Annotated in this window: 29 protein-coding genes; 5 read left to right on the top strand and 24 right to left on the bottom strand. The window is 39.0% G+C overall.

Annotated elements, in window-relative coordinates; translation table 11 throughout:
- Nucleotides 1-39: 39 nt before the first annotated feature.
- Complete coding sequence (locus OSJ91_RS03455; RefSeq protein ID WP_350301216.1) at nt 40-240, top strand: nucleic acid-binding protein; 201 nt, start codon at nt 40-42, stop codon at nt 238-240.
- Nucleotides 241-597: 357 nt separating this feature from the next.
- Here OSJ91_RS03455 and OSJ91_RS03450 read toward each other — a convergent pair whose 3' ends face one another.
- From OSJ91_RS03450 to OSJ91_RS03440, 3 genes are all read right to left on the bottom strand, one after another.
- The gene (locus tag OSJ91_RS03450; protein ID WP_350301215.1) at nt 598-1287 is read right to left on the bottom strand and encodes a VOC family protein; all 690 of its coding nucleotides are present in this window, start codon (nt 1285-1287) and stop codon (nt 598-600) included.
- 193 nt (nt 1288-1480) lie between these two features.
- A complete protein-coding gene (locus tag OSJ91_RS03445) occupies nt 1481-2128 on the bottom strand; it encodes a pentapeptide repeat-containing protein (RefSeq protein ID WP_258832223.1) in 648 nt (215 codons plus the stop codon).
- A 216-nt stretch (nt 2129-2344) separates the two neighbouring features.
- A complete protein-coding gene (locus OSJ91_RS03440; protein WP_350301214.1) occupies nt 2345-2827 on the bottom strand; it encodes a DUF4306 domain-containing protein in 483 nt (160 codons plus the stop codon).
- Between the two features lie 134 nt (nt 2828-2961).
- Between OSJ91_RS03440 and OSJ91_RS03435 the strand changes: the two genes are divergently transcribed.
- Nucleotides 2962-3597, top strand: a complete 636-nt coding sequence (locus OSJ91_RS03435) for a DUF6944 family repetitive protein (RefSeq protein ID WP_485890994.1) — start codon at nt 2962-2964, stop codon at nt 3595-3597.
- Here OSJ91_RS03435 and OSJ91_RS03430 read toward each other — a convergent pair.
- The 7 genes from OSJ91_RS03430 to OSJ91_RS03400 all read right to left on the bottom strand — a co-directional run bounded on the left by OSJ91_RS03430 (nt 3594) and on the right by OSJ91_RS03400 (nt 10571).
- Nucleotides 3594-3989 (bottom strand): VOC family protein, encoded by a 396-nt coding sequence (locus OSJ91_RS03430; RefSeq protein WP_350301212.1) that lies wholly within the window; start codon nt 3987-3989, stop codon nt 3594-3596. The two genes, OSJ91_RS03435 and OSJ91_RS03430, sit on opposite strands and share 4 nt — an antisense overlap.
- Nucleotides 3990-4286: 297 nt before the next feature.
- Nucleotides 4287-5324: a zinc-binding dehydrogenase gene (locus OSJ91_RS03425; RefSeq protein ID WP_413015413.1), complete on the bottom strand. Its 1038-nt coding sequence runs from the start codon at nt 5322-5324 to the stop codon at nt 4287-4289.
- 6 nt (nt 5325-5330) lie between these two features.
- Entirely contained in the window at nt 5331-6377 is a 1047-nt protein-coding gene (locus OSJ91_RS03420) for a galactitol-1-phosphate 5-dehydrogenase (protein ID WP_413015411.1), read from the bottom strand.
- Between the two features lie 29 nt (nt 6378-6406).
- Entirely contained in the window at nt 6407-7678 is a 1272-nt protein-coding gene (locus OSJ91_RS03415) for a PTS galactitol transporter subunit IIC (RefSeq protein WP_485890993.1), read from the bottom strand.
- A 51-nt stretch (nt 7679-7729) separates the two neighbouring features.
- Nucleotides 7730-8014 carry a PTS sugar transporter subunit IIB gene (locus OSJ91_RS03410; RefSeq protein ID WP_485890992.1) on the bottom strand — a complete coding sequence of 95 codons (285 nt, stop codon included), beginning with the start codon at nt 8012-8014 and terminating at the stop codon, nt 7730-7732.
- Between the two features lie 4 nt (nt 8015-8018).
- A complete protein-coding gene (locus tag OSJ91_RS03405) occupies nt 8019-8498 on the bottom strand; it encodes a PTS sugar transporter subunit IIA (protein WP_413015407.1) in 480 nt (159 codons plus the stop codon).
- 24 nt (nt 8499-8522) lie between these two features.
- Nucleotides 8523-10571, bottom strand: a complete 2049-nt coding sequence (locus OSJ91_RS03400; protein ID WP_485890991.1) for a BglG family transcription antiterminator — start codon at nt 10569-10571, stop codon at nt 8523-8525.
- A 321-nt stretch (nt 10572-10892) separates the two neighbouring features.
- On the opposite strand from OSJ91_RS03400, the gene OSJ91_RS03395 reads away from it, so the two are divergent.
- Together OSJ91_RS03395 and OSJ91_RS03390 are read left to right on the top strand one after the other, a co-directional pair.
- Nucleotides 10893-11312, top strand: coding sequence for a MarR family winged helix-turn-helix transcriptional regulator (locus OSJ91_RS03395; RefSeq protein WP_350302778.1), 420 nt, complete (start codon nt 10893-10895; stop codon nt 11310-11312).
- Nucleotides 11313-11325: 13 nt separating this feature from the next.
- A complete protein-coding gene (locus tag OSJ91_RS03390; protein ID WP_485890990.1) occupies nt 11326-12525 on the top strand; it encodes an MFS transporter in 1200 nt (399 codons plus the stop codon).
- Between the two features lie 445 nt (nt 12526-12970).
- Here the strand turns inward: OSJ91_RS03390 and OSJ91_RS03385 are convergent, their stop codons facing one another.
- The 10 genes from OSJ91_RS03385 to OSJ91_RS03340 all read right to left on the bottom strand — a co-directional run bounded on the left by OSJ91_RS03385 (nt 12971) and on the right by OSJ91_RS03340 (nt 19738).
- Entirely contained in the window at nt 12971-14197 is a 1227-nt protein-coding gene (locus OSJ91_RS03385) for a hypothetical protein (protein ID WP_485890989.1), read from the bottom strand.
- Nucleotides 14198-14222: 25 nt separating this feature from the next.
- Complete coding sequence (locus tag OSJ91_RS03380) at nt 14223-15056, bottom strand: hypothetical protein (protein ID WP_350301208.1); 834 nt, start codon at nt 15054-15056, stop codon at nt 14223-14225.
- Nucleotides 15053-15739 (bottom strand): ABC transporter ATP-binding protein, encoded by a 687-nt coding sequence (locus tag OSJ91_RS03375; protein ID WP_485890988.1) that lies wholly within the window; start codon nt 15737-15739, stop codon nt 15053-15055. Before OSJ91_RS03375 ends, OSJ91_RS03380 begins: the two co-directional genes overlap by 4 nt.
- The gene (locus OSJ91_RS03370) at nt 15736-16116 is read right to left on the bottom strand and encodes a GntR family transcriptional regulator (protein WP_485890987.1); all 381 of its coding nucleotides are present in this window, start codon (nt 16114-16116) and stop codon (nt 15736-15738) included. Before OSJ91_RS03370 ends, OSJ91_RS03375 begins: the two co-directional genes overlap by 4 nt.
- A gap of 191 nt (nt 16117-16307) precedes the next feature.
- A complete protein-coding gene (locus OSJ91_RS03365; protein WP_485890986.1) occupies nt 16308-17063 on the bottom strand; it encodes an AAA family ATPase in 756 nt (251 codons plus the stop codon).
- Between the two features lie 102 nt (nt 17064-17165).
- On the bottom strand, nt 17166-17768 hold the full coding sequence (locus OSJ91_RS03360) for a YdbC family protein (RefSeq protein WP_485890985.1): 603 nt from the start codon (nt 17766-17768) through the stop codon (nt 17166-17168).
- Nucleotides 17755-18294: a GrpB family protein gene (locus tag OSJ91_RS03355; protein ID WP_485890984.1), complete on the bottom strand. Its 540-nt coding sequence runs from the start codon at nt 18292-18294 to the stop codon at nt 17755-17757. Before OSJ91_RS03355 ends, OSJ91_RS03360 begins: the two co-directional genes overlap by 14 nt.
- 13 nt (nt 18295-18307) lie before the next feature.
- Nucleotides 18308-18829: a GrpB family protein gene (locus OSJ91_RS03350; protein WP_413015387.1), complete on the bottom strand. Its 522-nt coding sequence runs from the start codon at nt 18827-18829 to the stop codon at nt 18308-18310.
- A gap of 40 nt (nt 18830-18869) precedes the next feature.
- Nucleotides 18870-19370 (bottom strand): hypothetical protein, encoded by a 501-nt coding sequence (locus OSJ91_RS03345; RefSeq protein WP_485890983.1) that lies wholly within the window; start codon nt 19368-19370, stop codon nt 18870-18872.
- The gene (locus OSJ91_RS03340; RefSeq protein WP_485890982.1) at nt 19367-19738 is read right to left on the bottom strand and encodes a hypothetical protein; all 372 of its coding nucleotides are present in this window, start codon (nt 19736-19738) and stop codon (nt 19367-19369) included. Before OSJ91_RS03340 ends, OSJ91_RS03345 begins: the two co-directional genes overlap by 4 nt.
- A gap of 109 nt (nt 19739-19847) precedes the next feature.
- Between OSJ91_RS03340 and OSJ91_RS03335 the strand changes: the two genes are divergently transcribed.
- The gene (locus tag OSJ91_RS03335; protein WP_485890981.1) at nt 19848-20345 is read left to right on the top strand and encodes a VanZ family protein; all 498 of its coding nucleotides are present in this window, start codon (nt 19848-19850) and stop codon (nt 20343-20345) included.
- 266 nt (nt 20346-20611) lie between these two features.
- On the opposite strand, the gene modA is transcribed toward OSJ91_RS03335, so the two are convergent.
- The 4 genes from modA to OSJ91_RS03315 all read right to left on the bottom strand — a co-directional run bounded on the left by modA (nt 20612) and on the right by OSJ91_RS03315 (nt 24099).
- Nucleotides 20612-21412 (bottom strand): molybdate ABC transporter substrate-binding protein, encoded by an 801-nt coding sequence (gene modA, locus OSJ91_RS03330; RefSeq protein ID WP_485890980.1) that lies wholly within the window; start codon nt 21410-21412, stop codon nt 20612-20614.
- 102 nt (nt 21413-21514) lie between these two features.
- Nucleotides 21515-22681: an MGDG synthase family glycosyltransferase gene (locus OSJ91_RS03325; RefSeq protein ID WP_350301197.1), complete on the bottom strand. Its 1167-nt coding sequence runs from the start codon at nt 22679-22681 to the stop codon at nt 21515-21517.
- Between the two features lie 102 nt (nt 22682-22783).
- Nucleotides 22784-23383, bottom strand: coding sequence for a DedA family protein (locus tag OSJ91_RS03320; protein ID WP_485890979.1), 600 nt, complete (start codon nt 23381-23383; stop codon nt 22784-22786).
- A 17-nt stretch (nt 23384-23400) separates the two neighbouring features.
- Nucleotides 23401-24099, bottom strand: a complete 699-nt coding sequence (locus OSJ91_RS03315; RefSeq protein WP_350302777.1) for a polysaccharide deacetylase family protein — start codon at nt 24097-24099, stop codon at nt 23401-23403.
- Between the last annotated feature and the right edge of the window lie 2 nt (nt 24100-24101).

Here is a 24101-nt window from a genome sequence, read left to right as displayed (position 1 = left end):
CTACTTAAGTAGTTTTTTAAATGAAAAAGGAGTGTTTTCATGAATCGAATTTGTAATCAGTGCCAAACTGAAATGATAGATAATTGCAAAGTAAATGTTCAGGGCGGAATGTATGGGATAAAGATTAGTCAAAAGAAAGGACTTTTCAGTAGTGTTTCTGCAAACCCTAAAGCATCTGTATGCCCAAATTGTGGTTATGTAGCTTTCTATATTGATGAGTTTAGAGAATTTATTAAGTAAAAATATAAATATATACAGCTAACCGACGTTTGTGAGCAGAAGGAGTAAAGGGTGAGTTAACAAGCTCAGCTAATATCGTTGCCATAGTATCCGAATTGTACCTTTTGTTTTCAAAAATAAATCAGATTACCATAAATGATTACGATTTATTCAAAATTTTAACATAGCCTTATTTAAAAAAAGTGAAACTCCTAATTATATATTAGGAGTAACAAGCTTATAATCGTAAGACTCGCATCAGTAATGAGATTAAATGGTGGTTTGGAGATATATCAATGGCAGGAAGCCCTGCTTCTGTGCTAGCTTTCATGATTCCAATCGGTCGCTTGAAGTTTATTACCAAAATATAAATCTACATCATTCCACCTTTTTCAGTTCCATAAATCCTTCGCCATCCAATGAAATATCCAGTTGCTGATTTATGACTAGCGAAAGCGGAAAGATTTCCGACTCTTTATCCGAGAAAATCCAACGCCGTTTCCTTGGACCTAAAAGTAAAAACGAACCTGCTTCATGTTCCCCCATGAAATTCAACCCATCTTCACTTATCGCTTCACCCTTCCTTACAGGTACACCATTACTTATTAACTGATTTCCCAAAGCCCTGACTTCATCTGTCGTAATGTTTATTTCACTGATGCACAGGACGTTTTGAGTTGAAAAAGACTCAGCCTCGGATTCGGGTGATACGGAATATCTCGATATGAATTCGACAATGTTGCCTGAAGGGTCTAAAAAATAAAAAGAATGTGCGTCTGAAAAGCTAAAATAAACTTCGTCATCATCATCTTCTCTAGTCAATTCCACTTTTGATTTCGCCCATGCTTTTGCCGAAGTAAATAAATTGGTCGGTATGTTCATGGCAAAATGGTAAAAAGGCTTTTCCTTGTGATGATATTTTTTAATTTCAAGTACACTTTCCCCAGCCTTAATTTCAAAACCATCATCAGTTTGCGATAGTAACTCAAATCCTAATACATCAACATAAAAACTCCGCATTTCATTCCAGGCATGACTATACAAAGTGACCTTATTGATAATCAACATCCAATCCCCCTTCCGCTTAACAAATATTGTAAAGATATCCTCCATTTATGCAAACATTCCGTACTATTCAAAAACTATATAATTCTATTCACCCTTTCTATTTTTACCACAAATATCCAATGAATTAACGACAGGCCAACTCAAAAAGGACCTCCAAATTCGGTGGTCCCTCGTTTCAGCCTTATTGAAAGGTTCACTCTTTAATTTTCAGTCCAAGCATGGCTGCAAAAACTATCGCTTGGTCCGGGGAAACTTCGCATCCTTTCAGATCTTCCGGGGATACGGTAATCCTTTGAAATGTAGAACTGCTAATATCAATTCCTTTGAGCGGTGTCCGGGAAAAGTTCACTTCATTTAATCTACATGTTTCGAACTTCACTTTAATGAATTTACACTCATAATAATCAGCACTTTCCAATGAGCAATGATCGAACCTCACTTGCTTTAAACTGGAATAACCAAAGGCACTTAAATTCAAGTTGCAATTCTCAAAGAAGACATTCCCTAAACTTGCGTCAGACAGGTTAATGCCTAAAAGTTTGGACTCTTTGAATTCCACACGATGAATCGAGCCGCCCATGAAATCGGCATTCGTTAAATCGCAATGATCAAAAATGACATCCGTCAGCTCGATATTCCTGAATGATACATCGCTGAATGTCACATTTTTAAAAACAACCTGTGATAATACGATTTTATCCATCTTTTCTCTATCGATCGTGCAATTGGTTATGATACAGGACTCAAGATAAGGCTCATCCTGATAATATATTTCCTGAAAGTTCGCTTGTGTTAAGTCTTGAGGGATCTTTGGCTGTTCAATTTTGATTTTGCCTGACATATTATCACCTTTTCGCTTTATTCTTCAATCACTGATTTATCCAATCGATAGGGTTCATCGCCGGTAATATAGCAACTGGTCCACTAAATTTCGACTTAACTATAAACTACATTTCAGTGAAGTTCAATCTAAGAATTTTGCGAAAATGACTATTATTTTTCGTTATTTTGTGTCAACATTTTGCACAAAAAAAAGCTGCCTCATCGGCAGCCTTGCTTACTTCATGATCGTATTGAATCCTGTTGGCATTCGGAAATAATATAGAGCTGCACCTATTATCGCTATCATTCCGCCTATCAGAAAAAATGCTGTAAAGATATTTCCTCCAACAGTCGGGGAATTGGATACAAAACCACTTGAAAACAGAAAAAGGACACCAAATCCCAACAAGAATAGAGCCATTTTTTTAATCCTTCTTTTGAACAGGATATATCCCGTAAGTATGATTAAGTACGATGAGGCTAGGACCATAAGAAATGGAAATAACGGTTTGAATTTTGCGGCATACACGAAATAATCGAAATTCGAAATATCATCTGCATCCATTGCCTGATCATCATTTACTTGTGTGAAAGGCGTGGAATACTTCCATTCCGAAGGTCTATCCAGAATTTCACTGCCTTCATACCAGGTACAAAACGTAAAAACCATAAAGAAAAGTGCAGTGATAATCATTTGTAAAAAATTATTAAAAGTCAATATCATCTCCTCCAGCTGTCATTATACCAATAAGTGGGTAATTTTCAACCGAGCCCAAAGTGATAAAGGAATATGTAAACAAACACTGTTTCCTGAATAATATAATCTAACCACTTTTAAGGAGCGTTTGAGATATGATCACTCATGGAGATGACCTCCTTATTTCAGGAGCATGGTTACTCGGCATCGGCACACTTGTAGGTGCAATCGGGCAAACCCGGCAAACTTTAACGAGCACTAATCTTGGAAAAGATCTCGTCCTCAAAGGGAATGGTATTGAAGCCGTTGGAAATTCGCTGCAAGCAATCGGCCGTTCGAAAATGCTGAACCCGGAAAATGAACGTTCGGAAACCTATTTCATATTCGGTGCTTGGCTTGAGGCTATTGGCAATATCGCAAATGCAGTTGGAATAGATATGCAGTTGAGTGGTTCAGTGGAGGAGGGCACCAGAACCGATGCAATCGGCAGTGGAATCCAAGGCCTTGGTGCCGCTTTTGAAGCCTTCGGGGCATCATTGACGGAGGAGTCCATTTCACGCTCTTTTGAAGTCAAGGGAAATGGACTCATTGCAGCCGGTTCTTTTTTGGAATCGGTCGGAAATATCTTCATTTTAAATGAAAAAGTACGGATGGGAGAACAAATTCTTTTACTAGGCAGCTGGACCCAAGTTTTCGGTGCATTTATATTGATCGAGGCCTTTTCACTTGGCCCAGAACCCGAACAACCTGAGAAAGGACATTATAGCTATGCCAACTATTACGTAGATTAAGGGGCCACGAGTTCGACCTTCATCCGATCGGGATCTTCGAAATATACGGCATAATGATCCTTCCCGCCGGCAAATGGATGCTTGTCGGCATAAAGGATGGTAACTCCTCTGCCCCTTAACTTTCTTGCGATCTCATCAACCTGTTGCCGGCAAGTGGCGTGAAAGGCTAAATGGTTAAGACCCACTCGTCCCCTATGATAGGGAATGTCAAGAAACCTTGTTTCCGCTTGTACAAAAACAATGTACATATCACCCAATCTCCAACTCTTCCCGCTTACCCACTCCTGAAATGGCTCATAGCCCATCTCGTCCAAAAACCAGGCCCAAAAATCAATGCTCCTCTTTAAATTTGTAACATTCAGCTCAATATGATGAAGATATCCTTTTGACAACTTATCATCCTCCTTTATCGTGTCACTTAACAACCAGTGGCATTGATATATAGTAAAACACAGGGTTGAGACAATCGTAAACTCAAACTTTTCATAAGCTTGAAGTCTAAAAAGAAGCAGGAAAGATATGTGGGATTGACTGCCCTTTTCGACTATTATTATTAGGTGAGAAATGTAGCAGACTGCATAATTTATCACCTTCAGAGGAAGATCGATGCTCCCCGAAATTGTAGGAATACCCGCTCCAGTTAAGAGGAACGGGTATGATGATTTAATTCTCAGCATACTAAGGTATTATCATGACAGGGATTTAACAAGGACTTTAATTTCATTTCCCGATAGAACTGCTTCAAATCCTTGGCGCCAATCTTCCAATGAGACAATTTTCGTCACCATTTTTTCTGTATCGATCTTATGTTCTTTCAGCAGCTCCAATGCTGTATGCCAAGAGCTTGGCTTTTGAGAGCGTGTGCCAACATACTGAATTTCCCTTTGAATGACCGATTCTTGATCAATTGGATTCATTTTCTCTCTAGAAATGCCAACTTGTACGAATGTACCTTTTTTCTTCACCAATGGCAGGCCTTGATTAATAGCCGGCACTGCACCAGAACACTCAAATAATTTATCCACTCCGTAACCGTTTGTTTGCTTAAAAACGATTTCTTCCAAGTTCTCTTCCTGAATATCAACAATAACATCTGCACCCAGTGATTTAGCCAAATCGAGCCGATTTTTATCCTTTGTAATACCCGCCATAATGACGAAAGCACCTTGAGCCTTGACTACCTGACATTGCAGAAGACCAATGGGACCCGGTCCAAAAATAAGGACTTTATCGTCTTCTTCTATAGTTGTTTTTTCTAATGCTGCATGTACACAGCAAGCAAGCGGCTCGGTCAAAGCGGCTGCTTTCAGGCTAATGTCCTCTGGCAGTACGTGAATGCTTTCTTCACGGGAGAGTACATATTCTGCAAAGCTTCCGTTTACTTGTGTGCCTATTCCGGTGCGGTTTGAACACAGGTTATAATCTTTTTCCAAGCAATATACACAATTTCCGCACGTAGTATATGTGGTTTCGCTCGTTACTTTATCTCCTACTTTAACTTTTGTAACACCATTCCCAACTTCTACAACCGTCCCAGAAAATTCATGCCCAAGCACAACAGGCGTTTTTGAATTTCGATATTCCCCAGTAAAGGTATGAATGTCTGTACCGCAGATTCCTGTATAGGCCACTTTGATTTTGACCAGATCATTTTGCACTTTTGGTTCCGGTAGATTTTCAAGTGACATATTGTCCTGTCCCGGTGCTGTTTTCATTACTGCTTTCATGTCTATTCACTCCTTATTTGGGATGATCAGCACTTTTCCATACGTCTCATCCCGATTTATGATCATGTTAAAGGCCTTTTGCGTATCTTCGAGCCCAAAACGATGAGAAATTAATTCTTTTAGCACGATTCTCCCTTTATTGATAAAATCGATGCTCTTCGTCCATTCTTCACCCGGGAATGGAGCTGAATATGAATTCCAAAACCCTTTTAATGTTAATTCTCTTCTAAAAATACTCTCAAATGCTTGTTCGGAAAGATGAACATCTGAATAAGCGATTCCTAAATAGCCGACTTTTCCTTTTTTTCGCGTAACCAGCAAGCACTGTTCCTGTGTTACTTTAGACCCCGCACACTCGAGCGCAATGTCCACGCCTATTCCACTTGTGTACTCGCTAATTTTTTCAGTTAAATCCTCTTTCATTGGATTGATGGTTCTCTCGCATCCCAAGGCAGCTGCCTCAGCTAATTTATCATCGGAAATATCAATTGCGATAATTTCTTTTGCTCCGGCAATTTTCAGCCACTGTATCGTTAAAATGCCAATCGTTCCAGCTCCAAATACCGCTACTACATCGCCAAGTCGTGGTTTAATATTTAATACTCCGTGAAGCGCAACGGCCAATGGCTCGATCATGGCTGCTTCCTCAAAATCCATCTCCCCTATCGGTAGCACATTGACGGATGGAATGTTAACATACTGGGCAAACGCACCGAATGATTTAGAACCAATCATTCCGTGATTTTCGCATACAGAATATTCCCCTCGCCTACAATACTCACATTCACGACAAGGAATGAAAGGAATCGCGACCACACGATCGCCAATATTTATATCAGTAACATCTTTACCCGCTTCAACAACATAGCCTGAGAACTCATGGCCCATAATAGCTGGCAGTGTATATTTCCATTTATTCGTCATCTTGTGTGTATCAGAGCCGCAAATTCCAGCGGCCATCACTTTTATTTTGACTTCATTCGCTTCACATGGATTGATATCTATTTCTTCACATATAATATGATTTTCTGAATATAAAACGGCAGCTTTCATCAGTCATTACCTCTTTTACTATAGTAATCTTAGAAAATGGATGCCCATAATTGCGAGAATTTAAGAATGATCCAGTTGAACAAGTTTCCGCCCATATCCAGGCTGGAAATGAGTGTGGCACCTTCGGGCATGTCAAATTTAGCCCCTTCCATCATCTGTGTATGAATGATGGCAAAGTCTGTCGCCATGTATAGAGAAAAAGCAATCATCACGGTACCTGCAAGGACCGAATGGACAATGTTCCCTCTAAGAAATCCAACCACAAACGCAACATAAAACGGAATCGTTGCTAAGTCACCAAAAGGCAATACCTTGTTTCCTGGTAAAATAACGGCCAGAAACAATGTAATCGGAACTAGAATCAATGCGGTTGATAGAACAGCGGGATGACCTACAGCTAACGCTGCATCCAAGCCGATATAGAGCTCCCGGTCGCCATAGCGTTTTTGCAGGAAAGAGCGAGCGGCCTCAGAAATGGGGATAAGTCCTTCCATCAAGATTTTCACCATTCGCGGAAGCAGTAGCATAACCGCTCCTAAAGAGATACCCGTTTGAAAAATATCACCTGGTCCATAACCGGCCAGTAAACCAATTACACAGCCAAGAATTAATCCCATCATCATCGGTTCTCCAAAAATGCCAAAACGTTTTTGGATAGATTCCGGGTCTGCATGCAGGTTTCGGATTACGGGAATTTTAGAGATAAACATCCCTACCAAAATACCAATTGGTGCAAATGCTGCCGTAGAGCCAGTTGGCAACGAAATCCCTTCCAGCCCGTAGAATTTTTGAACCATCGGTGCTGTTTTGTCTGCTACGAACAGAACGGCCAACTGATAAAGAATGGTACATAAAATGGCAAACCACCAGCTACCCGTTACAACATACCCTGTCGCCCCCGCAGCAATAAAATGCCAGTAATTCCAAATGTCAATATTCAGTGTTTTAGTTAATTTCAATAAAATAAGCGCAATATTGAGAAAAAAACAAATGGGAATCAGTATAGCTGCCACTGGGGAAGCAAATGAAAGGGCTGCAGCAGACGGCCATCCTGTATCAATCACTGTTAAGTTAAGACCAAAACGTTCTACCATTTGTTGGGCGGCCGGACCTAGGTTTGTAATGAGCAAATTAATAACCAGATTGATCCCCACAAATCCAATTCCGATGATGATACCAGATTTAAACGCTTTCTTAAATCCCGTTCCAAACATCATTCCAATAATTAAAATCGCAATTGGCAGGATCACCGTAGGCCCTAAATTCAATACTTCCTGAACCACTGATAAAAGCTTATCCATAATTAACCCCCTGCTTTCCTTTTCTTTTTAGGATTAAAAATTATGTGCGGTTTAGCTTTTTAAATGACCTAAGATTTTCTGATCTAATTTATCCATCCCAATTCCAGTAATGTATGCAGTCGCAATTTCTGCTGGAATGTTATATGTTGTTGGTAAAATAGTAGTAGAAACGATCAAATCCGCACTTTCTTGACGGGAAGATACTTCAGATATTTTGCATTGCACAACCTCAGCATTTACATGATTATCCTTCAATAAATTTTCCACTCGGTCACATACCACCGTTGAAGTCGCAATCCCTGCACCACACGCTACTAGAACTGTATACTTTTTCATATCATTACTCTCCCTTTGCATTCAAATTAATTTTTTTAAAAACAGAATGAATCTCTTCGTTTGTTTGTGCCTGTGAAATTTGCTTATAATTACGTTCATCTTGAATCACTTCCATTAACTGTTGCAATACCTTCAGCTGACTGTGCGGTTGATTAAGCCCCAGCATTAATACGACATATACATCAACTTCTTTTGTATTGTCATCCATCAAACGAAATCTTACAGGTTTTTCAAGTGTGACGACACCAATAAATTGTTCGAAAACACATTCTGGATCCGTATGAGGTATGGCTACGTTGTAATGGTCCATATTTAGCCCCGTTGGGAAGGAAGCTTCCCTTTCTTTGATCTTACCTAGAAAAGAGTCACTAACATACCCTAGTTTGAATGCTTCTTGATACATCACATCAAAAAGCTGATCTTGGTTTTCACATTCAATATGAAGTTTAATTAAATCATCTCTAACAAATTGCTCCAATGGCATGTTCTATCCTCCAATCCGATTTTTTTATACCGAATAGTCTTGAATTACTTTATAAATATCGCTTAGATGATCCATTTGAGCCATTTCATTTATGACCTCAGTTTGGTCGGCTAGTTTCATTAATTGTAACAACGCATTAAGATGCTTTTTCTTATCCAATGCCGCAATAACTACGACAAGGTGTACTTTATGTTTATCATCAAATTCAAGACCCTCTCTTATCCTCAATAAGCTCATGCCAACTCTATTGACTCCATCCTCCGGACTTGCATGAGGGATCGCGATATTTAATCGCAGTACGATATGAGGTGACATCTTTGGATATTGTTTTTGTATCACCTCTACATAAGATTTAGTAACTGCGCCTTTTTGCAGAAGGGGCCCAGCTGCCAGTGCAATCGCTTCCTTCCAATCCTCTACTCTTTCTTGTAAAACAATGGTTTCTGGAGTGATAAAATCGGATAGAACATAATCTGATTTCTGCGAAATTTCATTTGTTGCTTGAAATGAAAAGTAATTTTGCAGGGCTTTTTCGAGTAATTGTTTCTCTTCTACCTTTGCATGCTTTTCGATAACATTGATAAGCTGTTCAATATTTATAACTGAAGAATCGAGGCCGAATATCCCCTTCATTACACGTTGACGCAATTGTAACTTTTCAAAGTCCGAAATAAATTGGTCAATGATAAACAAATGTTTATCTGTTTGCAGCGGTACAGGTGAAAACACAAGATCATATTCAAATTCCAGTTTTTCAAATTCACGAATGGATAAAGCTTGGTAAAAGTAGAACTCAGGAAATAAATCCCGTAACGTGTGTTCCATCAAGTGTGAGATGGACACACCATTCGGACAGACAACAACTGCTTTTTTCTTGGCTTGAATTCGTTCACCGCTGTTGATTAAATGACCGCCTATAAAAATAGTGATAAACATTATTTCACTTTCGGGTATTTCACAGCCGATATATTGTTCAAATGGTTTAATCGCATCTTTCACAATATAATGAATGGCCTCAAATTCTTCGCTAACCTTTTCGATCAAAGTATAATCGGTCGTTAAATGATATTTAATTCTGTAATATGCTGGCTTCATGTGCAGCACCAGCTTATTCAATAATTCTTCTTTTCCTTTTAGCGTGATACATGCTTTTTTTTCGAAAAGATCTAAGCTGTCCCTAAGAGATCTTGTTAATTGAGGTATTTCTTTATCCGTTAAAAACTGGGTTGATAATACATTTGACGTAAGAAGCTGCAGAGTAATGAATAAACGTTCCACTTTCGGAATTTTTCCAACACCTTGGATTAAGATTTCCGCTGCTTCGTACTCCTTGGTATCGGATAATTCTTCATAATCAATATGGTAGGAATCAGTAATTAATTTTCCTTTTTTAATCCTTTTTAATAGAATTGCAATGATATAGGGAAGAAGCTTCATTTTCTCATCGATAAATTGAAGGTGTAACTGTTTTTCAACATCTTCCATTTGCATTTTTATCTTTTCGATCTCTTCGCTGGAGATTAGAATCACCCGCTGAATATACTGTTCACCCTTATAAAACCCCATTATAACCTGTAGAACTTTCACTAATAGTTTTCTTTTATTCCACTCACTTCCTATTATGTCGTAACCGTACATTCTGGAGTAAACAATCTCTAACTGATAAGTCCTGACCAGTATTTGAGTGTACTTTATATCTCGAAGTACTGTGTTCTTGCTTACTTCCAGTTCAATAGAGAAATGTGCTAAGGAGAGTTCTTCCTCGCTACTCAGTAACAACAGCAGAATCAGTTGAGCTCTTTCTTTTTCAGATAGAATATAATTTGCCGAAGCAGACTCGCCTACTTTCTCAGCAAATAAATCAATTAGGATTGGACTGATGATGAATTTTCCGCTATTTGTCCGTCTAATGGTTGGATAATTATTATCTTCTAACCAGTTGTTGATTTTATTAAAACTATAGCTGACTTGTCTTCGGGACAAAGCATATTTATTTTCTAACTTTACATTTGAAATATCCGGATTACTCAAAACCTCTTTAAATATTAAATTGCTCCTTTCGTCTAAATACATGTATTATTCCCCCTTGCTTGTTCTTAGTGTATCAGTAAAAACATGTCATTTGTTAACGCTTTCAGACTCATTTTTTGTCGTTTTATTGTTCAGCTTGATGTTAACGATGATTTGTCAATTGGCTCAAAAGCCAAAGTGAAAAATGATTTTCAAAAGCCGACTTACGGCTTTCCAAAAGGTGATAGCCGTTAATCCTGATTGAAAGTCCTCTCTAAAGATACTACAAATCCGAGTAGACAGAATGGATTTGTTTTGTTATTATAGTTACTCAGGGTAACAATTACTCACGGTAACTATATATTGATATAAGGGGTGATTCTGATAGAGACTTACCAAAAGTTCTTTCAGCAATTATTATTGCTGTACCGGCCGTTTGAAAATAATCTTAATATCCAGCTGAACAAGCATGATTTACACAGGGCGCAGTGGTCCATTTTGTATTACTTAATCAATTATGGTTCGGCGACGCTTGTAGAGCTTGCCAATTATCAAAGTGTGGAAAAACCAACGATTACGAGGACCATTGCCCGCTTGGAAGAGCTGGGGTATGTCGAGCATGTGCCAAGCAAAGATAGACGCGAGAAAAGAATGCGGCTTACGGAGCTTGGCAAAAAAATCTACAGTGAAGTCCGTGTGACAATCGATCAATACGAACAGGAGATCTTGAAAGGGATCACTGAAGAGGAACAACTCGCAGCCATACGCATCATGGGCGAAATAAGAAATAACATTATAAAGTAAGGAGATAATAAACATGGACCAATCCAGAACCAGACTGTGGACGAAGGACTTTGTCATCGTTTCGTCCATCAATTTTTTCATAACATTAATCTTTTATTTACTGATGGTGACACTTGCCATCTATGCTGTTAATGAATTGGATGCTTCTACAAGTGAAGCCGGACTCATATCTGGTATTTTTATTATCGGGACGTTGATCGGACGCCTGTTCATTGGCCGTTTCATTGATTCAATCGGCCGTAAGAAAACATTATTCATAGGTTTGATCTTTTTCACTTTGACAACTCTTCTATATTTTGTGGACCTTGGGATCGGCTTCCTGCTTGTTAACCGCCTGATCCACGGGATGGCGATGGGGATGGCGAGCACTGCGACAGGAACGATCGTCGCCCAGATCATCCCGCCAACACGAAAGGGAGAAGGCATCGGCTATTACAGTATGAGCGCAACACTTGCGACGGCAATCGGTCCTTTTATCGGTCTGTATATGGCTCAACATACAAGCTTCCAAGTCATTTTCAGTTTCTGCCTGGCTTTAGGGGTAATCAGCCTGATTACCGCATTCTTCTTGTATGTCCCGGCATTGTTAGTGACGGCCAAAGTTACGGAAAGCAAAGGATTCAAGCTTTCCAATTTCATCGAACCTAAGGCACTGCCCATCTCAATCATCACCCTGTTATTGGCATTCTGTTATTCCAGTGTCCTTTCTTTCATCAGTTTCTATGCCATTGAAATCGATCTGGTCAATACGGCAAGCTTCTTCTTTGTAGTTTACGCAGTAGCCGTATTGTTATCACGTCCTTTCTCAGGACCATTGATGGACCGGAAAGGATCAAACTTCATTATGTATCCGGCTTTCATTATTTTCGGAATCGGCTTGCTCCTTCTAAGTTTAACAACCAATAGTTTCACTTTACTGGCAGCAGGTTTCCTTATTGGCCTTGGATTCGGTAATATGCAATCAAGCTCGCAGGCGATTGCCGTTAAACTGACACCGCCTCACCGGATGGGGATGGCAACGTCCACCTTCTTTATCATGCTTGATGCAGGACTTGGCTTTGGCCCTTATATTCTGGGATTCATCATTCCGGTAACAGGTTACAGCACACTTTATGTAATCTTGGGCGTTTTGGTCATCGCAACCTCCGTCCTTTACTACTTCTTGCACGGCAAGAAGGAACGTACAGCCAGAACGAACTTGGCTTCCATTTAAATAAAAAGGGATATCCCATTGGTGGATATCCCCAAACTGTAGGAAAACTCGATTTTCATCAAGTTTGCCTGCAGTTTTTTTTTGCTAGTACAATTTAGCGTTGATTTCCGATCCAGGCACTCGATTTCCGCGGGCGGTCCGCCCTGGACGCGCTTTTCTAAGCAGGAGTCTCGCACACCCGCTCCAATCAACTATGTTTTAATTTAGATAGAACCCTCTTGCCTACTGAAATTCTTCCGTCGATGGGGATAATTCAGCTTTCATGCAAATAATTCGGCCTTAACGACCGATAATTCGACCTACAATGTAATTATTCGACCTTAACGACCGATAATTCGACCTACATAGAAATAATTCGACCTTAGCAACCGATAATTCAACCTACACCAAAAGAAGCTGCCAAAAAAGTTTATACTTTTTGAAACAGCTTCTATTATAGTGATCCTTATTTTACTTCCAATTCTTCGATAATAAAGCCAGATTTTTTGCCGTTCTTTTTATTTGTTGCTTGCATGACCGTTTCACCTTTATATAAAGTCTTTCCAGTCTTTAAATCAGCAATTAGAAGTTGGGCAGGCTTGTATGTTAATGAGCCCACTTGATCCACTCCGTTGCCTATCAGAAAGTACACACGCCCGTTCTTAATCGCAGCGAAGTATTGTTCCTCTTTATTAACAGCTACATCCAGTTCCTTGTCATTCGTTAACGTTCGACTGCTTAGGTCAAACGTTTTAATGCGATAATTATCGGATTTCTTATCAATTAGATAAAGTGTTTTTCCGTCCGTATATCCTGATCTTGCCATGCCCAGGCTAAGCGATTCATTTTTGGGCAATTTAACCGTTTCTATTTTTTCCGTTTCATAATTATATGATAACAGTTTGCTTGGCTTTTCCTTATAGGAACCGTCCTCATGATTTACCCCTTTAATTAACGAAATTAAAACCATGTTGTTTGGCTGGATGGGAGCAACATCCGTCGGTATCTCAAAATCAACTTGATTAGGGTAAGTAAAGGTTTCAGATACAAGGGTTTTATCGCTCAAAACTTTTTTATTGGCTAAATCGATCGTATACAGATGAACCTCTTTCGTTTGTTTCTCATTGTTTGATTTCACATCATTCATCGTTAAAACCTGTAGTTTTGAATGGACCAACTGCACATCCCTGACATCAGCATTCATGATTCTCTCTTGATTCGGAAGTTCAATTTGGAATGAAGTTTCCTCTTCGTCCTTCTTCTCCAGTAAACCGATATCAAATTCCGCTTCCGTTTTCCCGTTATTCGTAATTTCGCTATTCACCCAAGCGTAAGCCAGAAAATCATCGTCTTCATATAAAGAACTGATGGAATCCTTGCCACGCATAAACGAACGATGTTCTTTTATTAATCTTTCAATTCGATAATCTTGTCTTCCAGAAAAGCTCTCCAAGTAAGACTTTTCAATATCATATGTTGTTGTATTGGATTCAAATGTTAATGATTCATAATAAGGACCATTATCAAGCGAAGCATTTATGATTACCGGATCAAGCTCTTTATCACTGCCTTCCAGTGTCTTGAACGTATACTTTGGAAGGCTGGAGGCAGAGGAAGCTACTTTGACATAATAGGTCCCGATGCTTAAGATGACAACCACTCCAATAATGATGCTGCATAAATAACGTTTCACCTTGTTCACTCTCCTTTAATAGTTGTTATACGGTAACACGATTTTTCAATAACCAAGAACCAAGCCAAATCGATAGTCCTGTCACGATGATTCCGAATGCGAGCTGTAGACCAAGTAATTCATTTGGGTAAAAATAGATATTACCAAGCCCCATTACGAAAACGGGAGCTAAAAATAACGCTGCAGCGATTCCGCAATAGATCAAGCCCAAAATGATTCCTTTTATGCGGAAACTCCTTTCAAACATGATCGCCGTGAATAATATCGACATGATCATAAGACCGATGCCATAGGAAAGCAGGAATTGCGTGAACGTGCTTGGCATGACCAATGCCAGAATCGGACTGGTTTTCGTGATAGTTGAAGAAGACATTTCCATGTTCAAGAACGCTTCGGGCACGTTTGAATTAAATAGGGCATTTTCCATTGGTAAAATGATGATCTGGAAAGCAATCAATCCTAACACCATCAGGAAGATGGCCGTGGCTTTGGAAAGGTAGATCGATAATCTGGATGTCGGTAACATCAATAGGCGGTAAATGAATGTATTCTTTCCAAACCAATCACGGTACCAAATAAGAAAAATGTAAAAAATCAGGGCAACTGCACTCAACGCGATTGGTCCTTGAAACCAGAGGGTATTGGCGATATGGGTAAAATCAATTCCATTATAGTTAGTAACATAGACAGCTTCTGATATTTTTTCTTCCGACATGATTTCATGTGCTTGATTAAGATAACTCTTTATTCCCATGATCACTCCAGCAAATTGCGAAACCAAGGTTATCAACAATAAGCTAATATAGATTTTACTGAAACGGTTGATTTCAAAGTTCACTAGTTTTATATATCGCATCATGATTGATACACCTCTCTCATTACATCGACTACCGATTTTCCTTCATCTTCACGCATTTCTTCGGTATTGAACTCTTTAAGCACTGTACCGTTATCCAATAAAATGACCTTATCGATTATATGTTCAATATCACCGATTTCATGGGTCGTGATGATGACTCCCCTATCTTCAATAAGGTGGCTCGCAAAGACATCGGCGATTTGCTCGCGGCTAAACATATCGATGCCTGAAAATGGTTCGTCCATCAGTACATAATCCACGTCAAGGGACAAACCAAGCATCAGGTTGAGCTTAGCTGTATTCCCTTTTGACAATTCCGAAATGCGATTCTCCTCTTTAAGCTTGAAAAACCCCATTAGTTGGTTAGCTCTTTCCGGATTCCAGGAGGTATAGAAATCCTCCATGAAAACCATTGCCTGTTTAACGGTCATTTGCGGAAGCATGGTCGGTGCGTCCGGTATGAAGGTGATTTTTTCATAACTGTCCTTTGTCATCTTTTGATCATCGATCAGGATTTCACCTTTATATGGCGTCAATCCCATGATCGCTTTGAGTGTAGTTGTTTTACCGACACCATTTATCCCGATCAGACACGTGACTTCCCCTTTATTAGCTGTAAAAGAAACACTATCCAAGATTTTTTTCCGGCCGTAATTCTTGGAAATCCGTTTTACTTCTATCATTTTTCTTCCTCCTCCCTTATTTCTTCCGAATATTTTTCTTTAACAACACGAAGCAGTTCATCAACTGGTACATTAATCGGACGAATCGCATTGACAAACGAATCAACGGCTGCCAGAATCAATTCCTGCCTTACAGCCTGTAAAATCGTTTCATTCGTCGTGATTTGACTTGGGAAATTTCGTTCAGTATGAATCAAGCCCTGTTCCTCCATTTCTTTATACGCTTTTTGAGCGGTATTGGGATTTATATTGAGTGAAGCCGCCAGTTCCCTTCGCGAGGGAATTTCCTGTCCAGCTACGAATTTGCCTATGGCTATTTGTTCTTTAAAATGCCTAACGACTTGCAGATATACCGGTTCCCGGGTATTTACGTTCATTAAAACCACCCCCTATTTATTTAAAAAAGTCTGATATGCGTGTATGTACTAAGTGGTTCATACACCTTATAGATGTACTATACCCGTAATACACCTTAGCTGTCAACAATGAATTCCAGAAAAATGAAAACCCCGAATGTGCGGTGCAGTCGGGGTTTTCATTAGTTGCTTTTAATGGAGATGCTTAAATCTCATTGAAATAGATGATGAAGCAGACGATCTTTATCTTCAAAAAACTGTTTCATTAACAAATAGTGATTGGACTCCTCTAAAGTCACCTCACTCATTCCCTCATCTGAAATTTGGAGGATTTTAGCATCCGGGTAGGCCATGATGATCGGGGAATGGGTGGAAATGATGAATTGGGAACCTTGTTTGGCAAGCTCATTTATCCTGGCCAGCATCGAGATTTGTCTCAATGGCGACAAAGCGGCTTCAGGCTCATCGAGGATATACAATCCATTGCCTTGAAATCGTTCTACAAAAGCAGAAAAAAACGATTCACCATGAGATTGCTGGTGAAGTGATTTTCCACCGAAGGAATCAATGATTTTCGACCCAAACGATGCCTCCCTGTCCAATTCCTCTATATTCGTAGCTAAATTATAAAAGGTTTCCGCCCTAAAGAAAAAATTATCCGTCGGTTTATACACGCCTTTTTTCAAACGGAGGAATTGGTCCAAATTGGAATGTGAATCATAATTGGAAAAATTGAAATTCAACGTTCCGCCTTCCGGATTGAAGCCATACGCAATCGCAATACCTTCAAGCAAGGTGGACTTCCCCATTCCATTTTCCCCGATAACATAGGTAACACTGGGATGAAAAGCAACTTCTTGAAGATGCCTGATAACCGGCAGATCAAAGGGGAAATGATCATATGAAGATATTCGATCTCTATTCAGGTAGATGCCCCTGATGTACTGTGAATCATAATCTAGTTTCATTTGTAATCACCTTCTGTAGAATATATTTAGAGCTCTGATATGTCCTTAACATTCCAATCAAAGACGCCATAGCTCCAATTGATAGATTGATAATGTTCGATTCTAAATGACCACCCACTTTGGATGCAATTCAATTAAACTTCCTGTAATGCGATGGGTTGAAACGTTCACTCCCGATTCGTTTATCAGGGCAGGCAATTCCTTATCCGCATACCTTTGATGTAAATGTTTACTGTCCCATATTGAGGCGACAAGGTATCTGCCGTTTTGCCTTTTACTACCGAATGCGCCAGACAGCATGCCCTTGCTCCCTGCTTCTTTTAGCACCTGCTCAAAACGGGCATGTTTATCCTCTTCAACAAAACAGTCAGCCACTCGCAGTAATTTCCCCTTGCAAAAAAAAGCTGTAATGTCTGTTGTTCCTATATTGAATATACTCTCGAATATATCGACAGAAATATTTGTATAAGTACTTCCCTGGTCACTTTTGGCGAATATTGCATCATGCTGATGCTGCATGAAACTTTGATAGGCATGGAGATCTTTCCAAACGGAGAGAACGCCTGCTTCAAAGGGTTCATATCTATTCCACCCTCCGATTTGACCCATGAAACCAGCACACTTGCGCAATTCTCCCCATCCCTCTTGTGCTTTTGAAAATGAACGCTTGTTTTCCTCATTCACTTGGCATTTAATCCACTTCATTAACATGATGATCACCACGCTTCGCCCAATGTTTCGCTTTTTCATCAACCTTTTTGATAAAATCATTTTTCCCGTTAACATATCCTTTAATATCATCTGGGAATTCCGCTGCCAAGCGCTGCTTCAGCCTACTATATTTTTGTGCTTCATCACGGTGTGATAGCAAATAATCCCGAAAAGCGATGTGTCTGGCTATTTCCTCATGTCCTTTTTGAAACATGTGAATATGGTGCGTCCTCTCATCCCCGCCTTTACGAAAAAAACGTCGTCCGGCGATTCTGTTCTCGCCCCTGGCATCATACCCTATCTCTTCCATCTCTTTATTAAAATCAGCGACACATTCCAGATCTTTAACCACTGCCAAAATATCTATTACTGGCTTGGCATGGATGGCCGGGATGGCCGTACTGCCAATATGATATAAATTCATCATTTCAGGCCCGAAAATATCCCTTAATTTATGGCATTCATCATGGAATAGCTTGGACCATTCTTTCTTATATGGTACGACCTCGACCTTTCTCATATAAGCATCCCTTTCATGTACGTTCCTTTAGACATTTCGCTTTCTTCATGACATTTAATATAAATGGAGCTTTCGCTTTCGTGTACTCCACTATATCCCCAGGATGCTTTTGAGCCAAGGATAATTTTAATTCCTGATATTGTTTCCGTACGTCAGGATGGCTTCTTAGATAGTCCCTGAATGAAAGTTGATTCTTCCATTGTTCACTTCCGAATCTATAGATATGCAAATGATGTGTCCCCGCTCTCCATTGGCCTTTTCTAAAAAAACGCCTTTCGGGAAACTCCTTATGCAGGACAAATTCATACCCAATCGATTTCAATGGTTCAATGAACGTGTCAGCTTCATCTAAATGCTGTACGCCAGCCATTATGTCCAAAATCGGCTTTGCCCCCAACCCTATGACGGAAGTACTTCCAATATGCTCAACACAAAGGGAATAGTTCTTTAAAACCCCCATTATCCTCGCTTTTTCCTGTTGAAATTCATAAACCCAATCAGGGTTATAACCCTCGATCTTCACTATTTTTTCCATATATTCACTCAACTTTTCATGTAGAAGATATTATCAGCCATTAATTCTCATCACGTGACCATTTGACGATCGGGTCTTGCGTACTCGGCTCATAATAAGTTCCGACATACACCTTTTCTTTTCCGGTTATTTTATTCGTTCGGATGACTGTATATCTTCCTTTATCATAATTTTTGGTAAGATAATATTTCCGGTATGAAAGCCCTTTTTCAGGACCGGTTAATTTCTCTTTAGTTTTATACGCCTGTGGCTTGTTCAAGCTCTCTTTCACTACACTTTTAATATTCAGCGGAGTTCCCTCAAGCTTAACATCACTTCGGAAATCGGCGCTCCTGGTCTCAGTTTTCCCTGAAGGCACGGATGCCATTTCGATCGTTTCTTGGGTTTGTTCCGAGAATGATTTTGTGACACTGTATGAATATAGGATATTCATGGAACTTATATTGTCTTTCATTTTGCCAGCAAATTCAGGCTTGGCAAAATTCAATAGAAAGGTGATCGATATACATACGATTAATAAGGTAAGCGAAATTTTTTTCATATTTCCTCTTTCTCCACTATGTATTCTTGTAATTCAACTTGTTCATTTTCCTTTGGAATAATCCCAAATTTAGCGATTAATAGAATGGCAAGAAAACCAAAACAGCAAAAACTAGTATTATTACTTGTAATAAATGAAGCCGGTATAATACGAGATGATAGTAATGAATTCAAAATATAAGAAAAAAGAAAACCCGAATAGGACAGGCAAATCAGGTAGTTTCCAATCAATACCCTCTTGTAATGTACATACTCCGACTTATTTCCGTTCCTGATACTGACACAATGTCTAAATTGCCTAATGAGGCCGTATGTGAAACCAATAATTAACATAACTGCAATGAGAAAATCAATTATTGCTTCCTCCACTTTTACCCCTCCTTGCCCTAAAAAACTTGTAAAATATTACATTAAGCTCATCATATACCATTTATAATAAAATGATAAATATTTCCTACTTTAATATTGGTGTTGTATCATGAAAATTTTTGTGAAAATTGTATTATCGTTATTTATGGTTCTTTATCTATTAATCCTTACAAAGCTCATTTTATTTAAAACCTTCTCGATAACCGAAATGAATGATCATATTAGTTTTTCCTTCAATGACCGCTATTGGGGTTCCCATAACTTCATCCCTTTTAAAACCATTTTCCATTACCTCTTCTTAGCGGATGTAAATACATCCATCCGGATCGAAAATATAGTGGGGAATATCATCGGTTTTGTACCATTTGGCTTCATGCTTCCATTATTATCAACAAGGTTTTCCCTACCCAGATCGATCTTGATTGCAACATTCTGTATTAGCTTCACCTATGAGGTTATTCAGCTTTTATTTGAATTAGGAAGTTTTGATACCGATGATATGATCCTGAATACTCTTGGTGGGATTATAGGATACCTGCCGATTAAGCTGTTTTACACAGTTTTCAAAAAGAATGGAACCATTCACAGTCAAGCCAAAGGACAGTAATTTGCTGTCCTTCCTTTGTCACAAGGTTCTTTTTACTCAAGCGGCCGAATTATTCGCTTGGGGGTCGAATTATTTGTGTGTGGGACGAATTATTCTTGCTTTAGGTCGAATTAATTCTCGTGTGGGTCGAATTATCCGCTTATGTTGAAAGATGAATACATGCATGTTCTTATTCTTACGTATAAAAGTGAGATAAGGTTTCAATATAAAGGAAAATATACCTAATATTACTGTAGATGTATAAAAAAAGACCACCATATTGGTGGTTATTTCAAATTTTTAAATCCGTATTTTTCAAAAATTTTCATGGAGTCTTCCGTTTGGAGATAGTCATAGAATAGCTTGGCTTCCTTAGCATGATCCAGGTCATTGATCATTCCGACGGGATATATGATCGGATCGTGTAAATCCGCCTCGGCTGCTGCAATGATTTCAACTTTCGATGAGTTGAGCGCATCCGTTTTATAGACGAGGCCTGCGTCCACGTTTCCCGTTTCCACATATGTAAGCACTTGCCGGACATCCTTTGCATATACCAATCGATCTTCAAGCTCTTTAAAGAGGTTCATGTTTTCTAAAGTTTGTTTCGCATATTGCCCTGCCGGTACAGACTCTGGAGTGCCAATCGAAATTTTAGCTGCCTTCGTGAGGTCTTCCAGCGATCCGATTTCCTTTTTGGAATCCTTTGGCACCACCAGCACCAGGTCATTGCCGACTATATCAATTCCGTTTTTCTCTTCAATAAGATCTTCCTCTACTAATTTATCAAATTTATCTTCTGCTGCTGAGAAAAACAGGTCAACAGGTGCGCCTTGGGATATCTGCTGCTGAAGAGCTCCAGAGGCTCCAAAGTTATAATGAACTTCCACATTTGCATTCTCTTTTTCAAAAGACTTCTTTATATCATTTAAGGCATCTTGCAAACTTACAGCTGCGGAAACCGTCAATTCCACTTTACCACCGGCTTGCGCCTTCATTTCCGTTTTTTCCGTTTCATCACTTGAACACCCTGCGACCGCTGCCGCAAGCAGCATAATCGAAAAAATCATAAGGTATGTTTTTTTCAAAGTCACTCTTCTTCCGACCTTTCATTTTAGGATGGCTGTTAATTCAGCAGCCTTCCGTATTCATTCTTTCATTTAGGTTCACCAGTGAGAACACCATGCATCTCAGCTATAAAGAAGTTTGGGCTGTCGGGCTAGATAGGAAGGTGTACCATTTTGATTAAGATTAAGGATCAATTTCATGACCTCCACTATTCCCTCAGGTTTCTCCAACTCTATTTCCTTATGATAAGACTCTATGGATGTGTTCCATTTTTTCATTTTTTTCTGATCCTTCAATATACTCAGCAATTGTTTTTCAAAAGGCGTTTTCTGATTAAGTTTAAATACAAGGCCTTGTTGTTTTAGATACTGCAGATTAATTTCCTCCTGCCCCGGAAGCCTGGAATGAACAAAAATCGGAAGCCTTTTTCGTAATGATTCACTGATCGTGACACCGCCCGGTTTCGTAACGATTGCGTCAACTTCTTCATAAAGCTTATTCATTTCAGACCTTGATGAGATATAAGGCAATGGTTTGATATGAGGTAAGTTCCATGTATCGATTTCTTCATAAAGCTTGTTGTTATTTCCGCAAAGAACTAAATAATCAAAGTCGGTTGAATTCTTTAACTCATCACCTAAGTTCAAAATCCCTCCCAGACCGCTATTTCCTCCGGATATCAAAACTTTTGGCCGTGCTGTGTTTCTTTGGACACGGGCATTTTTTGTGATTTCCTCGTGCACAGGAATGCCAGTGACCATCATCGTTTGTTTTGGTATTTGACGCTTACTCATCAGCTTTTCTTTCACTTCTTGACTAGGAAGAAAATGGGCATCTATCCCTTCGCTTCCCCACACATTATTAATAAAAAAGTCCGTGTACACGTTTATTACCGGTGTGCTGCACTTCCCTTTCATCTTTAACTGACTCAAAAGATATGAAGGGAAACCGTGTGTACACACAATTAAATCAGGCTTCTCTTCTGCTATCAATCGTTCCATCTTATTCATGAATAATTGCTGATACCATTTACATACACTTTCCTTTGGCGAGTGAACATAAAACAGATTCTTATAGGCAAGATTATAGGTTTCCGGCGCATAACGGATCCATGTCAGATAACTATTTGCGATGAATTTTTCTAGAGAGGTATTGGTATAACTGATTAGATCGATTTTTTTATAAGTAATCCCTTTTGAATGCTTTTTTAACATATCCATTAATGCCTCTGCAACTTGATGATGTCCCGACTGCATTCGAAAGAGAGGTAAAAACAAAATCTTCTTCATATATGTGTCATCTCCTAAGAAATCATTCTGAAAATACAAAATATATAGTTCTGATATCTTCCTCTTACAATAAATTTCCAACTTTTATAAAAAGGAGCAGACTCAACTTTTGGACATTTGTTTTCTCTTTTTAATGTATTTGATAGTAACATATAGTACAAAAATAACTAAAAATACAAGCCCTAAATATGGAACATATTTGGGATTAACATTAAAAGCATCCCCGACATAATAACCAGCCACTATAAAAGGGACGGTCCAAAGTATAGTGCCTATTAGGGAAAATAGGAAGTATTTCCGAAAGGGTATAGATGAGATTCCTGCGAAATATGGACTAATTTGTCTTATTCCCGGAATATAAAATCCTAATACTAAGGTTTTTTGTGCATTATCCGTATAGTTTTTCTTCGCTTTCTCCCAGCGTTCAGTCGTAATCCCAATGAATCTTCCAAATTTATTTATAAATGGATACCCTACATATTTTCCGCATGCATAAGCTGCAAGCATTCCGATAAAGGCGCCGAGAATTGCACACAGCATGGCAAAACCCAGTGAGAGCTTACCTTGTGCTACCAATACCCCAATCAGAAATAGAAGTGATTCTTCTGGAGCAGGCACTCCCACAATGCCGAAGAATAAAAAAAGAAAAATGATCAGGTATCCATATGAATCAATAAAATGTAAAAGCGTATCTATATTCATAATACCCCCAGAATTAGTTATAAGTCTTTTAAAGTAATAAAGTGTATTCCTTTTTCCTTACTTTCCTGTAGGTAAATTTTTAACATTTCAATCATATAGCCTGGTGCTTCTTTATCCGCTCCCCATGTTTCACCACAGTCATGAAGCAACAGGATGGAACCTTCTGTCGAAGTGCTTCGCAGTTGATCAAGCAAAGTATTTTTGCAATTTTCAACTTTCCAATCCCCGAAGATGCCTGACCACATCACCACTCTATATTTCTTACTGAAAAGTGGGGTGAACATATTGAAATGGCCCCATGGCGGTCTATAAAAAACAACCTTTTCATTCGTAACTTCATTTATCGCCTTTTCAGTCATTTCCAACTGTTTCCGTAGATGGATGGGTGATAGGACCCAGCTTGAAACATGATGATAATGGTGGATCCCTATAGTATGTCCCTCTTCATGCATTCTTTTAATAATCTCAGGATTACTTTTCACTTTACTGCCAACAACAAAAAATGTGGCCTTTATCTCATACTCTTTTAAAAGATCAAGCAATTTTATTGTATATTCAGGGTTTGGGCCATCATCGAAAGTTAGCGCTATCCCATTATTCGAATTGATTTTTTTGGTTATTCCCAGACTGCATACACGAATAAGCACCGTCGGGATAATAGTATAAAATATTAATAGCAATAATAAAATAATAAAACTAATCAGCCATATATGCATCA

The sequence above is a fragment of the Bacillus sp. T-10(2022) genome (assembly GCF_056502895.1).
The sequence above is the reverse complement of the archived record's forward strand: the minus strand, read 5'-3'. Positions and strand labels throughout refer to the sequence as shown.